At 36.5% G+C, this 26,877-nt stretch carries 33 protein-coding genes; 21 read left to right on the forward strand and 12 right to left on the reverse strand.

The genetic code is table 11. From position 1 onward, the window contains the following. Window positions 1–14 precede the first annotated feature (14 nt). Genes QXK50_00455 through QXK50_00470 form a run of 4 tightly spaced genes read right to left on the reverse strand, consistent with a single transcriptional unit; the run spans window position 15 to window position 3,042 of the window. Window positions 15–977 carry a thiamine pyrophosphate-dependent enzyme gene (locus tag QXK50_00455; GenBank protein ID MEM2007632.1) on the reverse strand — a complete coding sequence of 321 codons (963 nt, stop codon included), beginning with the start codon at window positions 975–977 and terminating at the stop codon, window positions 15–17. Then, window positions 974–2,164 (reverse strand): ferredoxin oxidoreductase, encoded by a 1,191-nt coding sequence (locus QXK50_00460; GenBank protein MEM2007633.1) that lies wholly within the window; start codon window positions 2,162–2,164, stop codon window positions 974–976. Before QXK50_00460 ends, QXK50_00455 begins: the two co-directional genes overlap by 4 nt. After that, the gene (locus tag QXK50_00465) at window positions 2,165–2,491 is read right to left on the reverse strand and encodes a 4Fe-4S binding protein (protein ID MEM2007634.1); all 327 of its coding nucleotides are present in this window, start codon (window positions 2,489–2,491) and stop codon (window positions 2,165–2,167) included. Further along, entirely contained in the window at window positions 2,488–3,042 is a 555-nt protein-coding gene (locus tag QXK50_00470; protein MEM2007635.1) for a 2-oxoacid:acceptor oxidoreductase family protein, read from the reverse strand. The genes QXK50_00465 and QXK50_00470 overlap by 4 nt, the downstream gene beginning before the upstream one ends. 93 nt (window positions 3,043–3,135) lie before the next feature. Between QXK50_00470 and QXK50_00475 the strand changes: the two genes are divergently transcribed. After that, window positions 3,136–3,672, forward strand: a complete 537-nt coding sequence (locus tag QXK50_00475) for a CDP-2,3-bis-(O-geranylgeranyl)-sn-glycerol synthase (protein MEM2007636.1) — start codon at window positions 3,136–3,138, stop codon at window positions 3,670–3,672. Between the two features lie 245 nt (window positions 3,673–3,917). Continuing rightward, window positions 3,918–4,313 (forward strand): metalloprotease family protein, encoded by a 396-nt coding sequence (locus tag QXK50_00480; GenBank protein ID MEM2007637.1) that lies wholly within the window; start codon window positions 3,918–3,920, stop codon window positions 4,311–4,313. Here QXK50_00480 and QXK50_00485 read toward each other — a convergent pair. Beyond that, the gene (locus QXK50_00485; GenBank protein MEM2007638.1) at window positions 4,301–4,606 is read right to left on the reverse strand and encodes a hypothetical protein; all 306 of its coding nucleotides are present in this window, start codon (window positions 4,604–4,606) and stop codon (window positions 4,301–4,303) included. The genes QXK50_00480 and QXK50_00485 overlap by 13 nt on opposite strands. Window positions 4,607–4,811: 205 nt before the next feature. On the opposite strand from QXK50_00485, the gene QXK50_00490 reads away from it, so the two are divergent. Next, complete coding sequence (locus QXK50_00490; protein MEM2007639.1) at window positions 4,812–5,183, forward strand: hypothetical protein; 372 nt, start codon at window positions 4,812–4,814, stop codon at window positions 5,181–5,183. A gap of 651 nt (window positions 5,184–5,834) precedes the next feature. Here the strand turns inward: QXK50_00490 and QXK50_00495 are convergent. Further along, entirely contained in the window at window positions 5,835–6,668 is an 834-nt protein-coding gene (locus QXK50_00495; GenBank protein ID MEM2007640.1) for a hypothetical protein, read from the reverse strand. 83 nt (window positions 6,669–6,751) lie between these two features. Continuing rightward, the gene (locus tag QXK50_00500; protein MEM2007641.1) at window positions 6,752–6,985 is read right to left on the reverse strand and encodes an Lrp/AsnC ligand binding domain-containing protein; all 234 of its coding nucleotides are present in this window, start codon (window positions 6,983–6,985) and stop codon (window positions 6,752–6,754) included. A 96-nt stretch (window positions 6,986–7,081) separates the two neighbouring features. Here QXK50_00500 and QXK50_00505 point away from each other — a divergent pair, with 96 nt between their 5' ends. Next, window positions 7,082–7,228, forward strand: coding sequence for a hypothetical protein (locus QXK50_00505; protein MEM2007642.1), 147 nt, complete (start codon window positions 7,082–7,084; stop codon window positions 7,226–7,228). Then, window positions 7,209–8,048 (forward strand): hypothetical protein, encoded by an 840-nt coding sequence (locus tag QXK50_00510; protein ID MEM2007643.1) that lies wholly within the window; start codon window positions 7,209–7,211, stop codon window positions 8,046–8,048. The genes QXK50_00505 and QXK50_00510 overlap by 20 nt, the downstream gene beginning before the upstream one ends. Window positions 8,049–8,055: 7 nt before the next feature. Here the strand turns inward: QXK50_00510 and QXK50_00515 are convergent, their stop codons facing one another. Beyond that, window positions 8,056–8,469: a secondary thiamine-phosphate synthase enzyme YjbQ gene (locus tag QXK50_00515; protein ID MEM2007644.1), complete on the reverse strand. Its 414-nt coding sequence runs from the start codon at window positions 8,467–8,469 to the stop codon at window positions 8,056–8,058. Window positions 8,470–8,673: 204 nt separating this feature from the next. Here QXK50_00515 and QXK50_00520 point away from each other — a divergent pair, with 204 nt between their 5' ends. The 4 genes from QXK50_00520 (at window position 8,674) to QXK50_00535 (ending at window position 11,815) form a co-directional block, all read left to right on the forward strand. Beyond that, window positions 8,674–9,441, forward strand: coding sequence for a hypothetical protein (locus tag QXK50_00520; GenBank protein ID MEM2007645.1), 768 nt, complete (start codon window positions 8,674–8,676; stop codon window positions 9,439–9,441). A 189-nt stretch (window positions 9,442–9,630) separates the two neighbouring features. Then, complete coding sequence (locus tag QXK50_00525; GenBank protein ID MEM2007646.1) at window positions 9,631–10,344, forward strand: RAD55 family ATPase; 714 nt, start codon at window positions 9,631–9,633, stop codon at window positions 10,342–10,344. Window positions 10,345–10,563: 219 nt separating this feature from the next. Beyond that, window positions 10,564–10,827 carry a hypothetical protein gene (locus tag QXK50_00530; GenBank protein MEM2007647.1) on the forward strand — a complete coding sequence of 88 codons (264 nt, stop codon included), beginning with the start codon at window positions 10,564–10,566 and terminating at the stop codon, window positions 10,825–10,827. 283 nt (window positions 10,828–11,110) lie between these two features. Then, window positions 11,111–11,815, forward strand: coding sequence for a phenylalanine--tRNA ligase beta subunit-related protein (locus QXK50_00535; protein MEM2007648.1), 705 nt, complete (start codon window positions 11,111–11,113; stop codon window positions 11,813–11,815). On the opposite strand, the gene QXK50_00540 is transcribed toward QXK50_00535, so the two are convergent. Next, window positions 11,816–13,087: an ABC transporter permease gene (locus QXK50_00540; GenBank protein ID MEM2007649.1), complete on the reverse strand. Its 1,272-nt coding sequence runs from the start codon at window positions 13,085–13,087 to the stop codon at window positions 11,816–11,818. Between the two features lie 2 nt (window positions 13,088–13,089). Continuing rightward, window positions 13,090–13,830: an ABC transporter ATP-binding protein gene (locus QXK50_00545; GenBank protein MEM2007650.1), complete on the reverse strand. Its 741-nt coding sequence runs from the start codon at window positions 13,828–13,830 to the stop codon at window positions 13,090–13,092. A gap of 94 nt (window positions 13,831–13,924) precedes the next feature. On the opposite strand from QXK50_00545, the gene QXK50_00550 reads away from it, so the two are divergent. The 3 genes from QXK50_00550 to QXK50_00560 all read left to right on the forward strand — a co-directional run bounded on the left by QXK50_00550 (window position 13,925) and on the right by QXK50_00560 (window position 16,369). Continuing rightward, the gene (locus QXK50_00550) at window positions 13,925–14,254 is read left to right on the forward strand and encodes a hypothetical protein (GenBank protein MEM2007651.1); all 330 of its coding nucleotides are present in this window, start codon (window positions 13,925–13,927) and stop codon (window positions 14,252–14,254) included. A gap of 52 nt (window positions 14,255–14,306) precedes the next feature. Next, window positions 14,307–15,248, forward strand: coding sequence for a trypsin-like peptidase domain-containing protein (locus tag QXK50_00555; protein MEM2007652.1), 942 nt, complete (start codon window positions 14,307–14,309; stop codon window positions 15,246–15,248). A 170-nt stretch (window positions 15,249–15,418) separates the two neighbouring features. Continuing rightward, the gene (locus tag QXK50_00560) at window positions 15,419–16,369 is read left to right on the forward strand and encodes a PfkB family carbohydrate kinase (GenBank protein ID MEM2007653.1); all 951 of its coding nucleotides are present in this window, start codon (window positions 15,419–15,421) and stop codon (window positions 16,367–16,369) included. Between the two features lie 17 nt (window positions 16,370–16,386). On the opposite strand, the gene QXK50_00565 is transcribed toward QXK50_00560, so the two are convergent. Both QXK50_00565 and QXK50_00570 read right to left on the reverse strand, forming a co-directional pair. Beyond that, window positions 16,387–17,604, reverse strand: coding sequence for a DUF4157 domain-containing protein (locus tag QXK50_00565; GenBank protein MEM2007654.1), 1,218 nt, complete (start codon window positions 17,602–17,604; stop codon window positions 16,387–16,389). Window positions 17,605–17,619: 15 nt separating this feature from the next. Next, window positions 17,620–18,087 (reverse strand): DUF61 family protein, encoded by a 468-nt coding sequence (locus QXK50_00570; protein ID MEM2007655.1) that lies wholly within the window; start codon window positions 18,085–18,087, stop codon window positions 17,620–17,622. 81 nt (window positions 18,088–18,168) lie between these two features. On the opposite strand from QXK50_00570, the gene QXK50_00575 reads away from it, so the two are divergent. From QXK50_00575 to QXK50_00615, 9 genes are all read left to right on the forward strand, one after another. After that, complete coding sequence (locus QXK50_00575) at window positions 18,169–18,471, forward strand: hypothetical protein (GenBank protein ID MEM2007656.1); 303 nt, start codon at window positions 18,169–18,171, stop codon at window positions 18,469–18,471. Continuing rightward, window positions 18,468–20,462, forward strand: coding sequence for a hypothetical protein (locus QXK50_00580; protein ID MEM2007657.1), 1,995 nt, complete (start codon window positions 18,468–18,470; stop codon window positions 20,460–20,462). Before QXK50_00575 ends, QXK50_00580 begins: the two co-directional genes overlap by 4 nt. A gap of 83 nt (window positions 20,463–20,545) precedes the next feature. Then, on the forward strand, window positions 20,546–21,031 hold the full coding sequence (locus QXK50_00585) for an ATPase (protein MEM2007658.1): 486 nt from the start codon (window positions 20,546–20,548) through the stop codon (window positions 21,029–21,031). A gap of 63 nt (window positions 21,032–21,094) precedes the next feature. After that, the gene (locus QXK50_00590) at window positions 21,095–21,694 is read left to right on the forward strand and encodes a V-type ATP synthase subunit E family protein (protein ID MEM2007659.1); all 600 of its coding nucleotides are present in this window, start codon (window positions 21,095–21,097) and stop codon (window positions 21,692–21,694) included. 2 nt (window positions 21,695–21,696) lie between these two features. Beyond that, complete coding sequence (locus QXK50_00595) at window positions 21,697–22,590, forward strand: hypothetical protein (GenBank protein ID MEM2007660.1); 894 nt, start codon at window positions 21,697–21,699, stop codon at window positions 22,588–22,590. 2 nt (window positions 22,591–22,592) lie between these two features. Further along, complete coding sequence (locus QXK50_00600; GenBank protein MEM2007661.1) at window positions 22,593–22,934, forward strand: V-type ATP synthase subunit F; 342 nt, start codon at window positions 22,593–22,595, stop codon at window positions 22,932–22,934. Between the two features lie 90 nt (window positions 22,935–23,024). After that, complete coding sequence (locus tag QXK50_00605) at window positions 23,025–24,797, forward strand: V-type ATP synthase subunit A (protein MEM2007662.1); 1,773 nt, start codon at window positions 23,025–23,027, stop codon at window positions 24,795–24,797. 12 nt (window positions 24,798–24,809) lie between these two features. Beyond that, on the forward strand, window positions 24,810–26,210 hold the full coding sequence (locus QXK50_00610; GenBank protein MEM2007663.1) for a V-type ATP synthase subunit B: 1,401 nt from the start codon (window positions 24,810–24,812) through the stop codon (window positions 26,208–26,210). Beyond that, window positions 26,207–26,839, forward strand: a complete 633-nt coding sequence (locus QXK50_00615; GenBank protein ID MEM2007664.1) for a V-type ATP synthase subunit D — start codon at window positions 26,207–26,209, stop codon at window positions 26,837–26,839. Before QXK50_00610 ends, QXK50_00615 begins: the two co-directional genes overlap by 4 nt. Window positions 26,840–26,877 lie beyond the last annotated feature (38 nt).

Genomic DNA, 26,877 nt, shown 5'->3' on the forward strand with positions numbered 1-26,877 from the left:
GTATAATATCAGTATTACTCTACCACAGGTCCTATAACTTCCTTACCTACAAGCTTGTTTATACGCTCAACTTCTTTATCTACATATTTCTGTATAACATTGATATCTTCGTCTGTTAGATGAGCAAATCTACCTTGCGCCCTTAAGTAGTGTTTCACATGTTTCCTTTTAGGCACAGGAACAGTTACTCTAAATACTTCATTATTCTCTAGCTCCCAATTTATCCACATAGCTGTTTCTGTTGCAAGTCGAGAAATCTTGATTCCATACCTTGGATCGAATCTCCAGCCTGTTGTACAAGGCTGAATGACATGTATGAATGAAGGTCCATCAACAAGTAGACCTTTTCTAAATTTATTAGCCATATCTATATAGTAAGCAGGATTAGCTGTAGCTACATAAGGTACTCTATGAGCTGCAACAATCTCAGCTATAGGTTTCTTTGTCTGTAGCTTACCCTTTACAACTTTCCCGATAGGGGTTGTTGTTGTCCAAGCCATTATCGGTGTAGCACCACTTCTCTGTATACCTGTGTTCATGTATGCTTCGTTATCGTATAGAACATACATAACTCTATGACCTCTTTCAAGCATACCGCTAAGAGCTTGGAACCCTATATCAACAGTACCTCCATCTCCACCTATTGCAATCACATTTATTCTTCTGCTAGGATCTATCACACCCTTCTTTTGTAGAGATTTTATAGCCGCTTCTATGCCGCTAGCTACAGCTGCAGCATTCTCAAATGCTACATGTATCCATGGTACACGCCATGATGTATATGGATAAAGTGTTGTTGAAACCTCTAAGCAACCTGTAGGCGTTACAACAATTGTATTGGGTCCAGCAACCTTAAGCAGTATACGTACTATAGGCCCTACAAGACATCCAGCACAAAGGCCGTGGCCAGGTGCGAAATATTCTTCTCTTGGTAGATCAAAGAGAGATTTGTAGATAGGTATAGATGGAGAGCTCATTCCCTAACACCCCAATAAATTGATTCAGTTAGCCTTACACCTTTCTCGATCAGTTTAGATGCATGATAGTATATGTTGATTATATCGAGTTCCGTGACAGATCTCTGACCTATTCCAACTATGTAGTTGTATAAATCAACATCTATAGATCTAAGTCTTAGAGTTGTTAGGATCTCCATAGCCATAGGTCCCTCTAGAGCGCCACCAAATGAGATAGCTCTATCTAGAACGATAAGATGTTTGACGTTCTTAACACTATCAACCAGTTCTTTATGTGGGAATGGTCTAAATACTCTTATCTTTATTCCGCCTACTTTTGCTCCTTTCTCTCTAAGTATATCAACAACTTCTCTAACAGTTCCATAGAGTCCTCCGTAGGTAACTATGGCAGTTTCTGCATCATCTATTCTGTAAGTTTCTACAAATCCATAGCTTCTTCCGAATCTTTTATCAAATTCTTCATCAGCTTTCCTTAAAACCTCGTAGGCATTCCTCATAGCTACAACTTGTTGGTATTTGAATTCGTAGTACCAATTAGGATCAGCTATAGCACCAAAGGTTATTGGGTTCTCGGGATCTAATCTAGGTCTACTATAGTTCTTCGGTATATACTCTAGTATTGGAGCTCTATCCTTAGCTACGTTTACTGGCTCATATGTATGGCTCATTATGAAGCCATCGTATACAACCATAGCTGGTAACAGAACTTCGGGATTTTCAGCAACTTTATATGCCTGTATAATGCTGTCATAAACTTCTTGTGCTGTTGATGCTATCATTGTTATCCATGAGGAATCTCTTGTAGCAAACATATCGCTATAGTCACACCATATATTTATTGGCGCAGATAAAGCTCTAGCAGCTATAGCCATAACTATAGGCAGCCTCATACCTGAAGCAATGTAGAGCATCTCGTGCATAAGCTCTAAACCTTGAGAACTCGTAGCTGTAAACGTTCTTGCACCGGTTGCTGAAGCACCTATACATGCACTTAAGGCCGAGTGTTCACTCTCGACATGAATCATTTCCGCGTTAAGTTCACCGTTAGCAATGAACTCAGCCACCTTCTCTACAACCGGTGTTTGAGGAGTTATAGGATAAGCTGCAACTACATCTACATCAGCATCTTTTGCAGCATATGCTGCAGCATAATTGGACGTTAATGGGATTCTTTCCCACATATCCATCTACTTCACCTCTTCAACAAAATCTATAGCTTTAACGGGACATTCTTCTACACACAATCCACATCCTTTACAGAAATTGTAGTCTACCTCTAGACTAAACTTCCATTCCTTACCTGTAGCCGTTCTGTAGGGTTTATCCATAATGTTTATAGCTGGTTCTGGACACGCAATCCAGCATATCAAGCATCTTATACATTTATCATGATTTATGATGGGTCTGAAAATCCTCCAATCTCCTGTGGGTCTCTTAACGAAATTCCCAGGCTCTAGAATCATTCCTCCAATACTCATCGATTTCCATCCGGATAAACGTTTTTCTCCGCTCATGATACCTCAACCTCTTTATATGCTCTCCTAACAGCCTCAATATTAGCTTCAGCAACTTTAGGTCTAAATGATTCCTTAATTACCTCTTCAACATAAGTGATATCGACAATAGGCACAACCTTTATTAGTGCACCAATCATAGCCATATTAACGAAAGGATTCTTCAGAATATCGAGAGCTATCTGAGTTGCATTTACACGAGCTATCTTTAGATCTTCTCTACCTATGTAGGTTTTTAATTCGCTTAAACTCTTCTTTGTATTGATGATCAATGTTCCATACTGTTTAATACCCTCAAGATACAGTGACTTATTTAGCGATGGATCGAGAACAACAACAACATTGGGGTAAAGAATAGGAGACCTCGTGTGTATAGGTTCGTCAGAAACTCTCGTATATGCTCTTACTGGAGCACCTCTACGTTCAGCACCAAACTCTGGATAAGCTTGAGCATACTTACCTTGGTATACAGCAGCTTCAGCTGTTACAACTGATGCTGTTACAGCTCCTTGGCCTCCCCGTCCATGCCATCTTATTTCTGTTCGCGTCATACAAATGGCACCACAAACCTTTAATGGGTAAAGATATAAAAATGTTTATGATTACAACCACGTGATTTAAACAAATTAATAAGAGTGATCATCATGAATAGCGAAATAAAACAACTAATTCAAGCTCTATGGACTATTTTACCTGCTTATACAGCTAACGGAGCCCCAATTATAGCTACTAAAATCACAGAGATATTCGGGTTCAAGAAGCATCCAATAGATGGAGGTAGAATGTTTATTGATGGTAGAAGGATGTTTGGTGATAATAAAACGTGGGAAGGGTTTATTGCAGGAATAATTGTGGGAGTTTTGACGAGTATTATCCAAACGTTCTTTGAAGCTTCTGTATCCTTATATTCCTACTCTATTAGGGGTATAGCTCTAGGTTTCGGAGCCATGGTCGGTGATCTCCTAGGAGCATTTATTAAGAGAAGACTTGGATTAAAACCTGGAGCTCCTCTACCACTGATTGATCAATTATCCTTTCTTCTTGTAGCTATAGCTATTTCCCTAAAGTTTATAAATATTACCTTTAAGCAGTTCATATACGTAGCAGTAACCACAATTGTTCTTCATATAACTACCAACTATCTAGCCTACAAACTGGGCTTAAAGAATGTACCTTGGTGATTCTAAAATTCATCAATTACTCCATAGTTAAGTAATGAGAGAACACCAATGATAGAATTCGTCACTACGGTATTCATTAGTAGTGATACATTGTAGTTATATATATGAGGTTAGGATTTTGTTGTTCTTCTTATCTCACTGTGTTTAAATCAGTAGTAATAGAGTTCAATAAATGTTTCAGTCAACTACTTGTAGTACTCGAAAAGTATATTTTAATGTAGATCACTCCATAGAGAGGGAGTTAAATGAAACTAAAGATAGTTTTACAAATCATTACAGGTTTGCTGATTACATGGATTATTGTTGAGAGGATAGGATACGATGTAGCCATGAGTATGTGTTTTCTTACACCGCTTCTTGGGTTAGTTCATGAAGCACTTCACTACATCTATATAAAAATGTTTAAAGTTAACCATAGGTTCATGTTTAAGGGTATGTATATAGGGTTCCGTGTTACAGTAGATAATGTTGATCAGTTAATGGCTGTAGCATTAGCTCCACAGGTTATCACCCTATCTCTGATGATAACCTATGTTTGTTCTACAAACAATTATGCTATTGCACTTGCGCTATACCATATAACCCTATCTCTAGAGGACATATTTGTGATTGTGAAATATTTGCCATGCTATTTCTCATAACTCTTGCATATCTTTGCACAATCTATTTCAGCTCTATGAATACATAGACATACTGTAGACCCATTTACAGAGTATACAAAGATCTTGCCGCCTCTAATATTCTCGATAGTAATTATTCCCCTATGTTCTTTCTCTACATACTTCTGTATATAAGACTCAAAGAGATCTAGAGCACAGTCATTTGCTTCACAATCTAAAAAATCATAGATATTGCAAGACACATCATAAACAAGGTCTTTATAGATAAGTGTAGCCTTAAATATGGGTGCTTCAGGTTCAGGAATATTCTTCAAATTTTATCCCAATTAATTATGTACTGTATAGAGGTATTAAAATTTCTGTGAAGGAGGTATGAATACTTTAAATGAATATCCATATATGTTGTAGTTAATTGTTCACAGTCTTTTCTAATATAGTGTTTAAAATTCGAAAAACAGATAAATTTATTAACTCTTTAATATAGTCTATAGACTAAGAGTTAGAGTTGAGGTATAGATCATGAGCGGAGAAATACTAATCGAAAAAAGGAGAAGAAGAAAAAGAAAATTGAATATCGAGGGAAACAAGGTTATATTTAGAAAAAGACTTGAACATAGTTTTGAATTACCGCCCGATATAGCGGAATGGGTCAAAAAACACGTAGATGTGATAGATTGGCTTGTATTTGATAGTCAGGTAGCATCAGCATTAAGACATCCTCATAGTGTTAGAACATTGATATATCTTCTATATGCAAGAGCTAATGATATACCAATAGCACAGATGGCTAAGAAAATAGATATTGCTCACGAACAGCTCTACAGATTAGAAAGACTTCTATCTAAAGTGGGTCTAAAAGATCAAGTGTATTCGACGCTAAAGAAGGGCTAGCATCATATGAATAACATGGGATACCACTAATGTATTCTTATCTACTGTTTGATTTCAATTCAATTTTTATAAAAATCTAACCAGCAACTGATATTTTCAACGATCTGCTGAACTCGGAAGCTATATAGACCTAGAGCATACAGTTTATTGTTTACGGGTACCACATGTTTGTATATTTCATGTTGTAGACTAGAGGCATTGGATCTCTTGAATCCTTGTTGCATTATGTACAGAGACCTGATTCTCTTATGTAGACTGGTTCAGTATAAAAATTATTCCTCAGTTAAAGGAATTATCATCATTCTTCAGAGAGGTGAAGCTTCATCACATATCTATAACTTACAGTATATCTATAGTATCATGATTTTATCTACAGTCTAAATTTTTATTCTTTTTACCTACAACAGTTGATCTAAGTTGTGAGGCTTTTATGCAAAATGTATATATTTCCTGATCAATCTTGGATTATTGGAATAGTATCATGATTTATCATTCCTTAGGATCCTAGATATCATCTAAATCCAGGTTAATATTAATGCACTATTATTCCTTCCTGAATTTTGGTGTCAAAACAAATACAATGTTACTGGATTATCTTAGTGATGGGTATTTATAGCTACAAAAGGGTTGCGTAATTTTGTTTCACATCAATCATACGGTTTTTACAGCTCCATGAACTATACTTCTCATTGACAGTTCTTGATAAAGTTTGTAGTACTTGGATTTAGATGGATCTATGTCTAGCGCTGAAAGATCGTTTAAGAGTTTCTGTGAAAAGATCGATATATTTATACAGGGTTCAGCACATAGAACATTGGGTTTAATGCTATCCGCTATAAGCTTGACTATGAGGGCTACAGCTACTTGATCATTGTAAGTCATATCAGTATCTCTAATCTCTTCGGTGAGTAGCTCTATTATTTGTTTAAGCGTTGGATCGGTTATACGATCTATATTATCTCTTAGAGATACCAGAATAAGAACTAGATATTCTTTCGTATTTATGTTGGTAGGCGGTAATATATCAACATCGTTTAAGCATAGGTTATAGTCGTGCTTAAGAGCCTCATCAATATTCTTTGTAACAGTAGCTATGTCTATTACGTCTCTAATCATGTTGAATGCCTTTATTGTGTCCAGGAGTATGGGCTCTAGAACACTACATCTTCTTGCAGCAAGCGATATATCCATACCGTATCGCATTGGAATAAGGTCCAGCATTTTCTTAAGTATATCTACAGCTGCTTGATCGCCTTCTGTAAGGAATTTCGCAAGCCTTTTCTGTATATACACTATATCTCCATAACTAAAAACACCTTGTTTAATTCTATTGATGCTCCACAAAGTTACTGCCAAAACTAATGCAACTCTAGGTCTCGTAATTAGATCTATTTTAGATACTACATCGTTCTTCAATATGTTTTGAATACGATAACACTTCTGAAGCTTTAGCAATCCTTCAACATACTTCTCGTAACTACTCATCTAAACCACACTACCAGTAAGGAAACTAGGTTTGTTAGGTAAAAAATCAAAATGATTTATCTGAATTACCAGAATTTTCTACACTATCGTTCAACAACAATCAATGTCGTTGTACTTTTTATGTGGGGAAACCTTCTTATCTTAGCTATAACGGTATTCCTCAATGTATCAAAAGTATTTGATTCAACAATGGCAACAACGTCATATATACCGTAGACAATATGCACCTCCTTGACCTCGGGAATTTCGGATAGAGCTTTTGAGACTTCTTCTTCAGCACCGACGTCTGTGTTTATCAGGATTATAGCTTTAGGCATCTCTATCCCAATAACTATTACTCAATATAGCTATAAAAGTATTTATGATTTTTAAGTAACGAATATTCTATAGAAATTCGATGCAAGGTGAAGGTTGTGGAAGAGGTGGATAGTTATTCAAAAGAACACGCTGTTAGGGTATGTAGAGAAAAATGTGTGGAAGTTAGTGTCTACGTAGAAGAGCTAGACCTTTGTGTAAAAGAATGTGTGAGAAGCATAGTAGGTGGTAAACATTCTAACTGAGAGAATAAACTTAGCAGTAGATATAGGTTTCAATATGTATGTATTTGGTGGAGGTTCTCCATGTATTGTGCTGATGTCGGGTGGAACTAAATCAGATGGATGTGGTATAGCTACGTTACGGAAACTTGTCAAGGAGCTTAAGGATTTATCTGTGCAAGGGACGATAAAGATTATTCCACAGGTTAACGAATATTCATCGGTATTCGATATAAATAAGTGTTTAAAGAATAGAGTAAAAATTAGTTCACCTTTGTGTAGATTAATTGATAGAGTCCTAGAAATAATAGCGAATCAATGCATGGTAATAGAGATAGTATGCAGACCTGGTTTCATTCCATATATAGTTGTTTCACCATATAAACCTCTAGATGATGAACTACAAAGATTAGTTAAATCTATACCTATAGATATTGTAGTTAAATACGAACTGAAAAGTTTAGGATTTAAGCTGGCTGAAAATAATTGCAAAGCTATAACAATAGTTGGTAGAGGTGGTAAAACCTTTGACTTAAATGATGTAGAGCATTTGTATGATGTCTTGTTAAACGCTCTTACGAATCTGGGATTCATGAAGAGGAAAACTAGATCGAAATCTGTTGAGCAGAAGATTTTTAGCTCCTATAATCTTATCAAATGCACAAGTAGAGGATTATTCATACCGATGGTACATGCCGGATCTAACATCGAAAGCGGATCAACCATAGGTACGCTTGATGATATAGAGATAAAAGCTCAACATGATGGAGTAGCCCTATACGTTTCTAGACCAAAATTATGCGATATGAACGAAACTGTTTGCGTTATCGTATCACAAGCTTGATGTAGAGCTATTCACCCATTATTGTTACATATATCGTCCTATTCGTTCTAGGTCCATCCATCTCTAAAATGAATATGTTTTGCCAGGTTCCCCGCACAAGTTCTCCATTAATTACAGGGAAAAGTCTGTGAGGCGAAAGTACGGCTGAACCGATGTGTGCATGTGCATTATCGTCTATAGAATTGTGTCTCCAATCTCTATTTGGCTGGGTTAGCTCTTTAATAAAGGTAAGTATATCCTCCATAAGGCCTATTTCATGCTCATTAGCTATAATTGCTACAGTTGCATGAGGTGCAAAAACCATACATAGCCCACTACTGATACCGCTTTTATGCACAATCTCTTCAACTCTATGCGTAATGTCTATAAGTTCAAATCTTTTCGATGTCGAAAACCTTATTATCTCGTGGTGTACCTTCATTACTCTCACCATTACCATGGATAAGAACTAGATGAGGTATCTACAGTTTAAGATTAATGTCTATGGTAAAACAAATAAATGTATCGGTAAACCAAGTATATACACAACTGTTGAAAGACGATGTTTCTGTCTCTTACTGGAAACTTTATATACTGCTTAAGTAGCTAACTAAATTAGAGGCTATCGTTTAGCGAGGCGATTAGAGTGAAACAGAAAGTGCATGCCACTCCCAGCAATATTCTGAAGATATTTGAGAATCTAAGTGATTTTGCTGAATATCTAGATGTGGTTTTCGATGGCTACGGAATCGTTATCATGAGAAAGAAAGGATTGGTCAAGCCTATCGAAGAGAAACTGTGGCTAACTTACTCTATAGTTAAGGTTAATGATGAGCACGTGATTATGTTCAGATTTAGTGGTTCTTTAGATCCTGTTAGTAGGGTTAGGATAAGGAGTAGCGAGAAAGGATGCGAAATAGTATCGGAATGTATTGGCGATAAAAGTATTTGTTCGTACATAGACAACATGTTAAAGAAACTGACAACTAATTTAGATAAAATAGTTGAGAAAATGAATAAACGTTCAAAGAGTATCGAGATGAACATAACCAAATTTACGATGTCGCTAAGGTATGCAAAGGTTATCGATGGACTAGCTGAAGTAACATTATCCTCTCTATATCTAAAGTACCCACTTCTAGAGAGAAGAAAAGTAAAACTAGATGATGTGAAGAACTTGGATGAATTTCTAGATAAACTATACAGAAGATACAGTTCCCTAATTAGAGAAGTATACATTCATGTGAGTGATACAAATTGGATGTTTATACTTGCAGTTGATTTAGAAAACATGATATATACGCCAAGCTTTATAGAGGACACGCTTAGGGTAGTTGGTAAAGAAGCTATAGAAAGGTTCCTGAAGAAACAAGAAGAGTATGTCACGGTAGCGATACTAACAATGCAGAGTTAAGAACCTAAAGAAAGAGATTAATACTTAGACATATTAACCATTTAACCATAAGCAATACTATCATTGATATCGATTCATCATAACTGAATAATAAAGATCTTATTGTACCTCTATACTAAAAAGCTTTATACCCAAGTGTACTAGCATTATCTTAGCTGATACGCTATCGAATCTCAGGATGTGGATTTTATGAGTGTTGAAAAAATAGTAACCGGTATTAAAATTCTTGATACTCTTCTACCTAATGGTATCCCGAGGAATTCATTCATAGTTATTGCAGGTCCTGGAGGTTCTGGCAAGTCTTTCCTTGTTATAAATATAGCGAAACAATTCTTATTAAGAAATGAACCTGCTATATATGTAACATTTGATGAAGATCCTCTAACTGTAGCATCAATAACAAGTTCTGTTGGTGTGGATTTGTATAAATACTTGGGAGATAAGCTGTTTATGATAATCGATGGCTATAGTTTCCGTATAAAGGATAGAGAAGGCAAAATACATGTAGCTGTTATAGAGGAAGTTGATCCACAGAATACTGAACAAGTATTCTATACAGTTATGCAGACAGTAGATAGGGTTAATATTAGAGGTAGGGGTGTAATTGTAATAGATTCTCTAAATGAGTTTTTGTCTTACCATGAACATTATAGGGTAGCAGAATTCATCAAGAACCTTAGAGCTAATATAGCGAAGTATAGAGGTATACTTACACTGGCTATACTCCATACCTCAACAGATAAAGCTAAACAACTTCTAACTCTTGTAGAGCATGTAGCTGACGGCATCATATTAGCGGAGAGAGTCATCAAGGATAACACAGTAGTTAAAAGTGTCGTGATACAGAGGATGAAAGGTGCAGAACATAAGTTAACGAGACTAGAGTATACATCGATTGAGTGAAGTCTATATATCAAAGGCAATACCGATAGGTTATACATCAAGAAACTTGTTGAAGTACTGTATTTCAATCAGTATCGCAGAAAAATAGTATGTAAAAGTAAGAGCCATTGAGATACATTGCTCCTAAATACCCTGTAATCATCAAGGGGAAGTAATTGTAATAAGTTAAAAAAGCTTAGAAATGCATTAGCTTGACCGGTAATTCGTATAAATCTGTATATGTATCCAATAGACGGTATAGAGCTTAAGATCATACATATGAATCCTATCGCAATATTTGCTAAAGAACTTGACAAAGATACAAGCATCACTATTCTTGATGAACATCACAGAAGTACAACTCCTATAGCCTCAGATATAGCAAAAACATACCCTCTTGAAGATAGATATAAAAGGGTTATGATGAGTCCTAGAGACCATGCTCTATACTTTGAATATCCACTACCGTTTAGCTACATATTTATGTGCAAGCTTATGAGTTAGAAACGCTATACCTGTTGCAGTAAACGTTGATAGAACGAGTTCGTAGTGAGAGAACAACAGATATCTTATTGAGAAAGCAAGATCAAAATAATGACAACAGATAGCATCAGATCTATATACTCTCTTATACTCTCTAAAACAGTTATTACATTATTTATACCTTTGTATACCTCTCATGAATAATTAACATCACTGTATTTCAGATTTAGTACCCATATACTTCAATGATATGTAATTTTAATTTAAATTTCCACAAGATAGTTGAGATACGTGGTAGAGGTGTATGGGTAATGCAGGTTTTTGTGATAATATAGACAAGCTTATTGATCTTGATAATAATGTAAAGTCTCTAGAGATACATATAGCGTATACAATATCTTGGAAAGACTCGGAAAAGTTGTTTGAAAGATATCCTTTTGAAGATGAGATCAGAAACCTCATAAACTATGTAAAATCAAGGTATACTCTAGATATGCTAAGAGATGATAGGGTTGTTAGAGCTTATAGAGACTTCTTCTGGAAACTTGGTATAGATCCCACAAAAACTAGACCTGCAAGTGAAGCTCTAGTTAGAAGAGCCTTGAGGGATCAGTTTCCATGTATTAATCCTGTTGTTGATGCAGGAAACATAGCTTCAGCTTACACAATGGTGCCCATAGGTATGTATGATCTAGATAGAGTTTCTCTTCCCTTAACCATAAAGTTCAGTCAAGGGGGAGAAAAGTTTAAGCCTATAGGTGGTGGAGAAGAGGTTCTAGAGAAAGATATACCTATACTTGTTGATAGTAAAGGTACTGTTATGCATATATATCCACATAGAGATTCTATGGAAACATGTGTAACAGAGAATACAACAAAAATAGTGACTATAGCTGCAGGAGTTCCAGGGGTTGAGAGAGAGGTTGTTATGAGAGCGGCATCTATTGTCGTAGAGCTTCTACAAAAAATAGGATGGAGCTCATGTAACCTCATTATTTACAAGGATTGACTATCTCATAGCCTTCTTTCTTCCTGCACTAAGTCTCAAGGTGAATATTGTTTCGCTACTTACAATTCTCCTTATAACCATAAACATAACTACTCCATACACTAGATTTGAGATAGAGGCTATTGCTAGAGCTGGAATATCTTGGACTATGGCTATCTTAGGTATGAAGATGGTATTAGCTAGAGGTATAAATGAGAGTGCTAATCTGATGCTAGGTGACGATGATATATCTATAAACATTGGGAGATATACAGCTATAATTGTAGGTCCAATAACGTTTCCGAGAATCGCTTGAGCAGATCTCACATCTTCAGCAAAAAGACTTAGGAGGAGAGCTACTGATACCATGAACATAGCTAATCCCGCAACGTTTAGCAAGATGTATATACCAATATCGCTTGGTAGGGATATCGCTAAAGGTATTCCCTGAAGCGATTCAAAACCAGGTACAGATCTAAATATGAATCCAAATAACACAAAACTATATCCAATCATGTATATGGCGCTTATCGCTATAGAGACAAGAAGTTTAGCTCCAATAATACTCATCCTCTTTATCGGTAATGAGAGTAGTGTTTCAAACATTTTTTCCTCTTTCTCTATAGCCATGCTAGTGGATATAAGTTGTGCAGAGAATATTACAAGCATAAGTATTATCAATGGTATGAACAGCCCTCCCATAGTTAGAGCAAAAACGGTGTTACTCGGATTATCGATGACTCTATCTACTAGAAGTCCGCGAGTAGTACTGACAATAGCTCCTCCAATAAATTCTGGTGAAATACCTTTTTCACTAGCAACTGTTTTAATAACGTAGCTATTGAAGAGATTTATATATCTTGAAGCTATATCTATTACACCGCCTTCGCCTATCGTTAACGAGCCAAGTTTGACATAGACTTGTACAACAGATGGCCTGAGGCTAGATAGATTGTAGCTGAATCCAGGAGGAATAATGTAGAGTATCTTAGTCTCAAGACCTTTAAAGATCTCTATAGCTTCATCAATACTAGTACAATTGATGATTATGGTTTTAAGTCCTAGTGAATTCAAATAGCTTACGAAGACCTGCGAATAGTCTTCTCCATCCGTGTCGAATACAGCTACAATACTGCTCTCTCTAGTTGTTTGCTCTATTTGGTGTACTATACCTTGACCTATAATGAAGTACAGTACTGCTATAAGTATCAAGGGTACTACAACCATGGCTATAAGCAACTTTGGGTCTCTAATGATGCTTTTAAATTCTTTAACTACAAAAAGCCAAAACATACCTATCTACCTCTTGAAACAAGTTTTACAAAAACTTCCTCGAGATTAGAAACACCGTGTTCTTCTATGAGTTGCTTAGGAGCCCCTATGGTCAGTATCTTGCCTTCGTGTATTATCGCTACACGATCACATAGATACTCAACCTCAAGCATATTATGGCTACTAAGAAGAACAGTACCTTCAACTTCTTTAACATACCTCTTTATGGCTTCTCTAACGTGTACAGCGTTAATAACGTCGAGACCTGATGTAGGTTCATCTAGTATAGCTAGTTTAGGTTTAACCATAAGAGTTTTAGCTATTAGCAATCTCCTAAGCATACCCTTGCTATAAGTCTTAATCTTATCGTTTAATTTATCACCAAGACCACTAAGCTCTATACCTATAGACAGAGACTCCTTAACTTCATGAGGATTCTTTGCATAGAGTTTCGATATAAACTCCAGAAACTCGAGACCAGTAAGATACTTGTATCCACCAGCATCTTCGGGTAGATATGACATTATTTTCCTAACCTTATCAGCATCTCTAACAACATCATATCCACCAACAATCACTTTACCAGAAGTAGGCTGAAGAATTGTGGCTATAATTCTCAACGTAGTTGTTTTCCCAGCTCCATTAGGACCTATCAGACCGAATATCTCACCTGGTTTGACATAGAAAGTTATGTCATCAATAGCTCTAAAATTCTTCTGATACACTTTGACGAGGTTTTCGACAATAACCATTGACGTCTCCATAGATATAACCAAGATCTATACTATATCTAAGGGAAATATATTGTGATTAAGAGTATAAATATTTTGCTAGATGTAAAGAGGTTAGGTGTAGTATTTGTATCGTATAGTATATGAGATTCGTCTTAAAGGAATGCCTAATGAAATGGAATGTTTAGTTAAACTTCATGAAGTTATTAAGGATGTAGCCGTATGTGTGGGTTCTGCAACAACTTTTACGTGTTTTTATAAGAATGTAGTAGTTAAGCTTATGCCTAAATACATGGATAAAGTACGTCAACCATCTATGGCATATGAACCACTTCTACAGACTATATCGATTAATCTCGTTATCGAGAGTAGGTCGGTTAAATATATTCCTGAATTAGTTGAGCGTATCTACAGTTTTGCAAAGAATTGTGGTCTAGCTCTACAGCTAGTGAGGTAGCGTTAAACTATATATATATTTAGTAATCTATATAAATGTTGAGGTTGTCGTTATGGATTTGAAGGATCTAAGTAACAGGATTGCAGATATTATTGAGGATGTTAGAGAAAGTGTTGTAACAATTTCAACGGTTAAACTTGGTCTCGATGAGCTTTTCGGTATAACGCCTGTAAAAGGTGTTGGATCTGGTTTTGTGATTCACAACAAAGGCTATATCGTTACAAATAGTCATGTTGTTAGACATGCCTCTAAAGTTATGGTTACATTGCCCAATGGTGAAAGCATTGAAGGTAGAGTTCTAGCTTCAGATCCTCAAAAAGATCTAGCTCTACTAAAAATAGATATGGAAGGTCTAAAGCAGCTAGCTTTAGGGGATTCGGATAAAGTTAGAGTTGGTGAACTGGTTTTCGCAATAGGTTCACCCCTAGGGTTACCAGGCTCTACAGTCACCATGGGCATAGTTAGTGCAGTCAATAGAACAATAGTGGGTGAAAACATAATTCTTGAAGATCTCATACAAACAGATGCTGCAATAAATCCCGGAAATAGTGGCGGTCCTCTAGTAAATGTTGATGGAGAAGCTATAGGCGTGACCACAGCCATAATTCCCTATGCACAAGGAATAGGTTTCGCTATACCGATCAATACCGTCAAAAGATTTCTAGACATTATAGCCAAATTCGGTAAACCAGTTATGGTATGGATAGGTGTATATGTTGCTCCTATAAATAGACAAACTGCTGTAATGTATGGATTACCTGTTGAAGAAGGATTAGTTGTTATTGATGTTGTTAGAGGAGGACCAGCATATAGTGTTGGGATCAGAAGAGGAGACATAATAGTGAAAGCAAACAACAAAAAAGTTGTTAACGCTCGAGATCTAAGAGCGGTAGTTGAAGAATCTGTAGAGAGAGGATATATAAGGCTTGATGTTGTTAGAGGAGGTAGAGCACACACTCTCGACGTACCTATAGCGGTAGAGGAAATAGAGTAATGAACATTAAGTTATGTTATCAACCCATATCGCGTAGAAAGTGCATATGATGGTTGTCGATATTGGATAGCATTATAAGCATCATTATGAGTATACAAGGAATGTATAGAGAGTTGATATTATAACGATAAGATGAATTTCGCTATAAATTAATATCTATGGTTAGATACATGTCTATCTATATAGCTGGAAGAATCAATATCGATATATTTATAGAGATAGACGGGATACTGAGTAGAGGTAGGAAGTATAGAGGTAGAGTCTTATTTACCGATGTAGGAGGTACAGCAGCTAATATAGCTACATCTATAGCTAGAATAGATAGAAACCTTAAACCAAAACTCTTGGGAGCTGTAGGCAAGGACTACGAACAATTTGTTTACGAGAAACTGAGTCTCGAGGGAGTAGATCTGCAACATCTTAAGGTTTTAGAAGGAGAATCAGGTAAGGCATACATACTTATGGAACCATACGGAGAATCAACAATTATTACTCTTCCAGGTGTTAACGATCTATATGAAGAGCATTATGTACCTAACAGAATTGATGATGCAAAGGCTCTAGCGATATGCAATACAACACGTTCTGTAGCAACTAAGCTGATAGACATGGCTAGGATTACCGATATACCTATATTTATAGATCCTCACAATCTTTGGCCGGATCTAGTGGGATCTATCAAGAGATCTAGTGGAACATGTTTCTATCTACCGAATGAACACGAACTAGCTACTTACGCAAAAGTTGATGTAGATAACATATCTATCATCAAAAAATATTCTGAAGAAATAGGGTGCTCAATCATAGTCAAGATGGGAGAAAGAGGTGCCATAGGTATTCATGATGGTAGTGTAATAAGGGTATCGGCTCTACCTCTAGAAAGACTTGGACTCAAGGTTTTATCGACAGCAGGCTGTGGCGATACATTTACAGGTGTCTTTATAGCCATATATCTGAAGAAACACGATGTTGTTGAAGCACTTAAGCATGCATCTGTAGCTGCGGGCATTAAGGCCACGAGGATCTCTTCAAGAGCATCTCCATCAATGGACGAGATCCTGAATGTTGTAGAGGTTGTGGAAAGAAGAAACCTTATCGATTTAAAGATTGTGAAGATATAGAAGATATGACTAACTATCTATAGTTTCTCTACGTATCTCGATTCTATAAACACGTTGTATTCATCTAGATACGTACGGATATACCAACTAGCTATTGAATTGATGGTTATCTCCACTAAAGACTCTGATTGTGTATTAAGCAAAGCTTTACCGATAGTCGATATAACATATGTTAAATTGCTGTAAAAGTTTCTGGCATAGATAGGGCTACTCCATGTTGTGTTCCACAGCAGTATCCACTCGATGTGTGTGCTATTCGATACTTTATATATGTGTGCTTTATCACCTCTCCAATTAATCGCTATATCTTTTGATTTTTCGATACCTATACTGTTTGCGAGAATCAGCATCACATAGTAAGATCCAAGTACATCGATATGAACAGGTCTAGCATCTCTGTTAATTGATATAGTGGTATTTATAGTGATAATGGTATTGTTCACGAGATATCCGAAATAGAGTTCGGGTTCCATAATCATAAGCGTTGATTTTGGAGGCTTCTCGTAAGCCTTGTTAACGAGATCCCAGCCACCTTTTTCGTAGAGGTATCTAACGAAGTTTTCTCCATGGATATACGGGAACAGGTTTAGAGATATATATAGATCGTCTAGGTACAGCTTGGTCGGAGGTGAAGGTTCACAAAGCTTCGTCTTGACGCAGTACATATGTTGAACAAGACCTGCATCACCTTCGGTAAGTGTCGAAAAAGCAAGTGATGAATCTAGATACTGTGGCCATTCAATTCTGAAGTTGAGGAACTGTAGTACATGAGCAAGCTCATGAGCTAGGACATTCCTCGTAGTAGGTTTTCTAGAATCGAAGTAATCTACGTTTATGTAGAGTGTTGTACCAGCTGTTGCAGCCAGAAACATGCCTACCCAAGATCTCTCAAGCTGGATAATGCTTTTATTGAGTGGTATAAGAAGAGAAAGTTTGTAGAGCATCTCTCTATATCTAAGGTGTTCAGGAATCTCTTTATAGTCTTCTTTAGGAGCCCACATCTCTATAGCTTGAGCAGTAGTAATTATCTTTACCTCCACATTTTGTGTGAACCTTAACCCTCTAATGGATTCTATCTCTCGACATATTTCGTCTACGAATCTATAGATTATAGTTTCCATTACCTTTGTCCGGAAACGACTTCCTGTACCCACATACATATTTATGTAGGGTATTACTAGGGATATCAAAACTATAGAGATCAAGATAAAGGTAGGTATATCGTTTGTATGCATTCCCGAAGTCCTTGATCAAGTTATGCTATAGGAATACCTATCTATCGGTGGAATGTCTATAGAATCTAGGTCAACAACTATAGCTACCTGGAAAACAGTTGGAAATCTGTATCTTAATTCAGCTATTTGCGGTCTATATAAAGCTAGTTTCCTAGGTTCATTATCTAACGGAGGTTTTAACCCAAGAATACGTCTAACTACAGAAGCCTCTAATTCATCTTCTATAAAGCCTGTGAATGAATCCATATCAGCTCTAACCTGGATAACTATAGGGAGATACAGCTTATCAGCCTCGTCATTATTAACGAACTTTCTGAGTTCCTGGAGTTCTGAACGCCGAAACATATGGATAGAACCATCTCTACATATAACATAGGGTGAATTCTCGTTCAACAGCTCTATCAACTTTTTCCTAGATATAGGTAAATGCTTATTTGCAACCCTTAGCTCAGCCTGTAACAACATCTCTATATTTTCGCCCAAGAATAAACACCAATGTAACTAGGATACCTACTGTTCAAAAATTTTTAAACCTTACGCATACCTATCTAAAAGGGATATAGATTGAGTAGCCTTCTAGAGACTATAGAGAGTGAAGCTATCAAAATAGTTGAAGACGCCAAGAAGAAAGCAGAAGAGATTTTAGAAGAAGCTAGAAAGAAAGCTAAAGCTATCCTAGAAGATAAGAGCTATCTAGCAGAACTAGATTCTCTTAAGAAGAAGATCGAAAAAGACATTGAAGATGAAGTAAATAAGATAATTAGAGAAGCTGAGGCAAAGGCCAAAAAAATGAAGATCTATGCTGAAACGAAAGTAAGAGATGTAGCAAGAAAGATAGCCTCTCTTGTAGCTGGTGTAGAAATTTGAGTAAAATTAACCCTAGGTATCTAGTACTATCGGATCCCGATTTTGCTCAAAAAATCTATATCGTTGTTCCTCAAGATCTTCTAGAACAAGTTGCATCAGAGCTTATGAAGATGGGTGTAGTAGAGGTAATAACATCTAGAGAAAAGAAAGAAACTTATGAACGTGAAATAGAGTCTATAGCAAGGTATTACGAACTTCTAGAGAAAGCGTATAGCTTATATAATGAGTTCGTTCAGCATATAGAGGAAGATGTTGTTATAGAGATAAAGGAGTTTATACCCTTTGAGGAATTCAAAAGCTATCTAAATATGTTACTTGATAAATTTAATAAGGTTATTGGCGAGTTACGAGAAATAAACAAGATTATCGAGGATCTGAAGCAAAAACTAGATGAGTTGGAACTTCTACATATGTTGATAAAATCATTAGCTTTGTCTAATCCTAATGGAGATACCTCTCTATTGAGATACAACGGTAAAGAATTCATTGTTGATACATTCTATGGATCTCTAGATCAATTGAATCTTGTTTCATCAAGAGCTATAGCGGTCATAGGTCAAGCTATTCGGGACCAAAAAACAATAACGTCTATGCTTTTCATATCTCGAGAATACCATAGAGTTGTATCGATGATAGATAACAGTATTAAGAGAATTGAGTATGTTGATAAACTTGGAGTAGTATCTCTTCAGAACGCTCTAAACATTATTGAGGGAGAACTAACTAGAACTAGAGAAAGTATGGATAAGTTTTTGAATATAAAGAGAGATATGGTAACTAAACATCTACAAGATTTAGCGCTACTAAAAATAATACTTGATACTGAGTATGAGAGAATCAAGACTGTATATAGAGCGACTAAATCAAGATATCTATCTCTAATCATTGGATGGATACCTAGATCAAAAGTAGAGAATGTAGTTAACCATCTGAAAACCAGATACCCTATCGAAGTTGTAGTAGAGCATGATTCTAACCCTCCATCGGATTTCAATAACCTTAAACCATATAAACCATTCGAGCTTATAACAGAAATGAATGGAGCTCCATCAGTTAACGACTGGGATCCCACACCTCTACTTACATATGCATTCATAATGTTCTTCTCTCTAATGATATGTGATGTAGGGTACTCGATAGGATTGATACTAGCTTCAAGATACATTCTACCTATCTTTGCTGATGATCCTAATAGCGAAGGATTCAAGAAGCTACAGAAAATTCTCTATATAAGTGGAGCTGGAGGAATAGTAACAGGAATATTATCGGGTAGCTTCTTCGGAGATCTATTTGGTCAATACATTCCCACAAATCTCAGAATTATTTCTACAGAACCAGGACTGATGATAGGGTTCAGTATAATTATTGGATGGATATGGATACTAGCATCACATGTACTAGCATTAATTAAGAATGCAGTTAAATCTAGAGACTTATTTGGTGCACTTACAGAATTTTCTATGGTTATGCTACTGATCCTAGGACTGCTTTATGCGCTAGACTTCTTGAGTAGAAGGGGTATGAAGCCCATGTATGGATTTGTGAACGAAGAACTCTACGCATTTGTAGAACAGAACTCACTATATATTCAGCTTACATCATACGCATTCGTAGGTTTATTAGCAGCCTCTAGAATTAAGACTATGGGTGCTCTTGGAGCCATTCTATGGATATTCGATCTATCTGGAGCTCTTGGGGATGTATTCTCATTCATAAGAATAGCGGGTATAGCTCTAGGAACAATACTATTAGCCAATGTATTTAACCAAATAATTTATAGTGTGATAGCTATGAACATAGCTTTAGGTATAGCTATAGCTATAATCTCTCACTTCATTGTTTTTGCTTTATCACCTCTAGGACCATTTGTGCATTCGCTAAGACTCTGCATATTGGAAATAGGTTCAAAGATATATGAAGGACAGAATAGAAGGGTATCTCCATTATCAATAAAGATACCTCCGAGAGTGGTTGTAACAAGAAAGAGGTAGTATCTTTTAATTAGGTTTGAATTGGTTAAAGCATAAACCTTATATATCAAAACCTATTCATAATATAATGAGCGGTGTATATAATGACTACAGGTTTGGGTGAAGCATTAGCTTATACAGGTCCAGCAATTACTGAGCTTATGGCTGTTATGGGTTCTGTACTAGGTATATACAAAGTTGCATCAGTTGGTTTAACATCAATATCTGAAGACCCTAGACTCTTCAGTAGAGTAATGCCTTTAGCACTTCTTCCAGCAACCCAAGCAATGGTTTACGGGTTTGTATTCATGTTCTTGAGCTACAATACCCTTAACATAAAGGTTGCTTCTGAGGGATCTATAGAGATATTTAGAGGAATAGGTTTTCTGACGTTATGTCTATTTGTTGGATTTGCTGAATTTTGGTCTGCCCTCAAGCAAGGACAAGTATGTGCTGATGGAGCAGCAATGCTTGTAAAAACTGGCGGTAAGATATTTGCACCAACATTCATATTGGCAACATTTGAAGAGCTATTTGGTGTACTTGGATTAGTGTTTGGTCTACTGATGAGTGGACTTATACTAGGTTGAGATAGTCAGAGTTTGAGTTAATTGAATATGTATTGTTTTTAGTATTATGCTGGGGGTTTGTGGATGAGCAATAATGTAAGGGATATAGTTTTTAAGAAAGCTGAAGAAGAGGCTACAAGTATTTTAGAGAATGCTAAAAGAGAAGCTGAAAAGATTATCGAAGAAGCTATGAAGAGGAAAAGGGAGATTATTGAAGAAGAGAAGAACAGGATAATGAAGGAGGTTGGAATCGAGAGAAGGATTGCAGAAGCGAGAATGAGATATAGACAGATTATCAGTCTAACCAAAAACAGCATTGTTAGAGATATTGAAGAGAATGTAAAGAAAATGTTAGAGAATATGGATAAGAGAAAGAGGTTTGAATCTCTTCAAATTCTCGCTATAGAAGGTGTTAACGAGGTTTTAAGCAATCTTGGGACACAAATCGGTAGAATTGTCATCTATGTATCAAAAAGAGATCGAGAACTTTCAGAAAAGCTAGTAGAGGTGGTAAGGAGCAAGTTCAGAGGCATAGATGTAGAAGTGAAAGAGGTAGATATTCTTGGGGGTGTGGTAATCGAGAGTCCCGATAGGGGTATTATTATTGATAATAGCTACGAGAGCAGACTGAAAAAAGCATTAAGTTCTTCACTAAACGAGCTTCAGAGGCTTTTTGAAGTATGAATATGAAGCTTTCTGAAGCAGCTTCTTATGGATATGTAACAATCCTTATATCCAAATCACCATCCATAGAATTGCTAACGGATATACTTGAACATGAAAAGACTATCGATATATCTACAGCTGTTGCTAGAGGTATTTTACCAGTTGAATATACCAGATTGAGTAGGTATGAGGATGTAGAAAGTATAGATAATGCTGTATATTCGTTCTATCTAGAGTTAATCAGAGAATTATCTAAATATCTACCGAATTTATATAGCAGATATCTTGAAACATTTATAGAGATATATGATATAGATAGGATAGCAATTTCATTAGAAACACGAGGCAGTAAATCACTAGAATATATGTTCTCTAGATTTGGATCTATAGCACAATCGTTAACAGGTTACAGAGCAGATCTTCTACATAATGACTATAAGATGTGTCTTGAATCAGAATCCATTATAGAATGTGTGCATAGAGTCTACTTAAGTAGAGTTGTAGCAGTACTCAAGTTCTTATCTACACCATCTTTGAATAATATTGTGTTAATTGATGCTAGAAGAAGTGTTGATGCACTACATCTTTTTGTATTGATTAGACTATATAGCTATCTAATGAATGTCCAAAAGTTAAAAAAAGAACGTATAGTTATAGACATGTTTCTAGAGAGATACAGACTCGCTAGACATCTTAGAGATATTTTCTTAAGAGTTATTAACGGAATAGAGAGAGGGATAGACAGAGATATCTCACTCCTTCTTGTTTATGAGTCTAAATATATTAATAGAGAATTGAAAGATATGCTCATATACTCTCCAACACTTCTAGACAGACTCACTTATCTGCTTATAGAGAAATTCTATGAATCCAAGCTTGTGAGATACATAGCCATGAAGAAATACAGATGGTGATCATGGTTACACAGATAGATAAATTCGTTAAAAAGATTATAGCAATAGTTGAACCCCATCTAGTATCATTCATGCAGGTTTTAGGTATAGACGAAGTGTATGAGGTTAGAGGTGACAAAGATTTTATTAAAAGCATCAAGGATGCATTCTCGAGAGATGAAGTAGCTATAGTTATTACTCAAAGAAGCCTGGTTAAAAAACATGGAATTCCAGAACAAGTGAAGGTATATCCGATAGTTGTTTCTCTACCAGACAAACCTGAGGATCTTGGTGTTGAGGCTATAGATGTATATAGAGAATTTATTAGAAGATTCATAGGATATGAGATCTATATCAATTTATAGAGGTTTCAGAGAGTATGGTAGTTATTGAAACTTTTATATACATGTGTAACAGATGTTTATACTAAAGTATTAATGATTTGGTAGAGGTTTATGTCTAGTACGGGTAGGATTTATAGGATTACGGGACCGCTTGTTGTTGCAGAAGATCTTAAGGTTATGATGTACGAAGTTGTTTATGTAGGTGAAGAGAGTCTTATTGGTGAGGTTATAGCTATTAGAGGTGATAAAGTCTATATACAGGTTTACGAAGATACAACGGGTCTTACAGTAGGAGAAAAGGTTGCTGCTTCAGGTAGTCTTTTGTCAGCTGAACTTGGTCCTGGACTTATAGGCTCTATATACGATGGTCTTCAAAGACCTGAGAAAGATATTAGCGTAATAACTGGTAGCATATTCATTAAGAGAGGTGTAAGAGTACCAGCTCTCAAGAGAGATGTTAAATGGTTTTTTGAGAGAGAGAAGAGCTTAAGCATTGGAGACAAGGTTGAGCCTGGAACTATTATTGGTTATGTGAGAGAAACTCCGCTTGTTCTACACAAAATCATGATTCCGCCAAATACATCGGGTAGTTTGAAATGGATTGCCCCTGATGGTGATTATACTGTAGATGATACTGTTGCTATTGTAGAGAGTAGCGGTAGAAGGTATGAGGTTAAACTTTACCAGATATGGCCCATCAGAATACCTAGACCGTATAGATCTAAACTTGATCCAGGCGAGCCTTTAATTACAGGACTTAGAGTCATAGACTATATGTTCCCGTTAGCAAAAGGAGGTAAAGCAGCCATACCTGGAGGATTCGGCACCGGTAAGACTGTAGCTCTCCAGGAGATAACTAAGTGGAGCCATAGCGATATAGCTATATTTGTAGGATGTGGTGAGAGAGGAAACGAGATGAGTGATGCTTTAACGAGTTTTCTCAAGCTATTTGATGTCAGGCGAGGAAGGCCGATGATGGAAAGATCTGTGTTTATAGCGAACACAAGCAATATGCCTGTAGCAGCTAGAGAAACTAGTGTATTTCTGGGTGTAACAATAGGTGAGTACTTTAGAGATATGGGTTATGACGTTATAATGGTTGCTGATTCAACTAGTAGATGGGCTGAAGCAATGAGAGAAATAAGCGGTAGAATGGAGGAAATGCCAGGTGAAGAAGGATTTCCCGCATATCTCTCCTCAAGATTGGCCGAGTTCTATGAAAGAGCTGGAAGAATTGTAGCTCTTGGTAAACCAGAAAGAACAGGAAGTTTAACCATTATGGGAGCAGTATCACCACCTGGTGGCGACTTTAGCGAACCTGTTGTAAGAGGAACTGTTAGGTATGTGCAATGTTTCTTTGCTCTAGATTATGGGTTAGCTACAAGAAGACATTATCCAGCTATCAATTGGTTAGTGAGCTATAGTCTCTACATACCCTATGTAGCTGATTGGTGGAACAAGTTAACAAATAACGAATGGAGCGTATATAGAGAAACAGCTTCAAAAATCCTTCAAAGAGAAGCTGAGTTAAGCGATATAGTTAGAATTGTAGGTATTGAAGCGCTACCTGAAGAAGATAAACTTGTGCTTGAAATTGCTAGAATGATTAGAGAAGACTTTTTACAGCAAAGTGCATATGTACCTAAAGATGCCTATTCTCCGCCAGAAAAAGGACATATGATAATGAAATGCATAATGGAGTTCTATAGATACGCAAAAGAAGCTATAGCAAAAGGTGTTTCTGTATCAAAGATTAGAGAGGCTAAAAGTAGATCACTTATAGCTAGGATGAAATACTATACACTGGAGGAGCTCAAATCAGGAATATTTAATGAGGTTATAAAGACTATAAAGCAAGATTTTGAATCCATGATTACCTCATAATGGGTGCAATATATGAGTCTGTTACTAACTAGATCGAGTAGAGAAATTGTTGGAACAAGAGGATCATTACTATTTGTTAAAGCGCTTAAAGGTATTAAGTATGGAGAACTTGTTGAAATAGATGTTGATGGTGATACACGACTTGGTCAAGTTATAGATGTGAGTAGAGATGTAGCAGTAGTACAAGTCTTCGGATCTACAGCAGGTATATCTCCTGGTAAAACTATTGTGAGATTTAAGGGAGAGGTTCTGAGATTGGGAGTATCAATAGATATGATGGGTAGGATTTTCGATGGTCTTGGAAACCCAATAGATGGTGGACCACCTATAGTACCTGAAGATTATCTAGATATACATGGAGAGCCACTTAATCCAGCTCTAAGGATACCTCCTTCAGAACCTATAGAGACAGGTGTATCGGTTATAGATGGGCTACTCACACTTGTAAGAGGACAAAAACTACCCATATTTAGTGGTTCAGGTTTACCTCACAATAGGATAGCAATGCAGATAGTTAGACAAGCAGCTGTGAGAGGAGGTGAAGAAGAGAGATTTGCTGTTGTTTTTGGAGCTGTTGGTGTAGCATATGAGGAGGCGTACTACTTTCTCACAGAACTTAGATCTATGGGTGCTCTAGATAGAACGATAGCTTTCATAGCTCCAGCTTCTGCATCAACAGTAGAGAAGCTTGCGCTCCCAAGAGTAGCATTAACAGCTGCTGAAAATCTTGCATGGAGATACGATATGCATGTACTAACAATATTAACCGATATGACTAACTATTGTGAAGCTCTTCGAGAAGTTTCAGCAGCTAGAGAAGAAGTTCCAGGAAGGAGAGGCTATCCAGGATATATGTATACAGATCTAGCCACTATGTATGAAAGAGCTGGTAGAGCTCAAGGGAAAAAGGGTAGCATGACGATAATGCCTATCCTCACTATGCCTGACGACGATATAACTCACCCTATACCGGATCTAACTGGATATATTACTGAAGGTCAGATAGTTCTATCGAGAGATATGTGGAGAAAAGGTATATACCCACCTGTAGATGTATTTCTATCGCTTTCGAGATTAATGAAGGATGGTATAGGCCCTGGAAAGACTAGAGAAGATCATAGAGATATTTTTGCACAACTTATAGCAGCTTATGCTGAGGGACAGTACCTTAGAGAGCTATCAACGATAGTTGGTATAGAATCTCTATCTCAGAGAGATAGAAAGTACCTTGAGTTTGCAGATATGTTTGAAAGAAGATTCATTAACCAAGGAGAGTTCGAAAGAAGAATATTTGAGCAGACTCTCGACATAGGATGGGAGATACTATCTTTACTACCAGAAGAAGAATTGAAACAGATAAGACCAGAGATCCTCGAGAAGTATCATCCAAGTCATAGAGTGGTTAAAGTATGAGCGAGGTTATCAGGCTCTCTAGGGTAACAAAAATAGAGTTGATAAGACTTAGAAGAAGACTTGCTCTAGCTAGAAGACTCCATAGAATACTTAGAGACAGAATGACGTTACTTATTCAAGACTTCTATATAGCGTTAAAGAAATCTATTGAACTTAGAACAAAATTGAATCAGATGCTAAAAGATCTATACCCTATATACTTCAACACCTTATCGTTATACGGCAAAAACTATCTAGATACAGTAACATCTACGGTTGCTAAAGGTATAGAAATTCTAGCAAGTACAAGAAATGTTATAGGCATAACTGTGTCGATGATGGAGCTTAAAAAGTTTCCAGAAAGTAGTGTATACGTACCTGTTGAACTTTCGCAGCTTCAACTTAAAAGAGAAGAAATTCTAAAAACAGTTATAGAGTTAGCAGAATACGAGAAAGCAATGTATCTCATAGGGGTAGAGATAGCCAAACTTAGAAGAAAAGTCACTATGCTTGATAAAATACTTATACCAAGGATACTCAACACCATTAGGTACCTAACCATGAAATTCGATGAAATAGAAAGAGAAGAAAAGGTTAGATCGATAAAGATCAAATCCCTACTAGCTATAAAAAGAGGTGAACTGCTCTAATGCTTCATCCCATAGATATGGTGAAGCTGCTACCTCAC

The organism is Ignisphaera sp. (assembly GCA_038831005.1).
Classification (GTDB): domain Archaea; phylum Thermoproteota; class Thermoprotei_A; order Sulfolobales; family Ignisphaeraceae; genus Ignisphaera.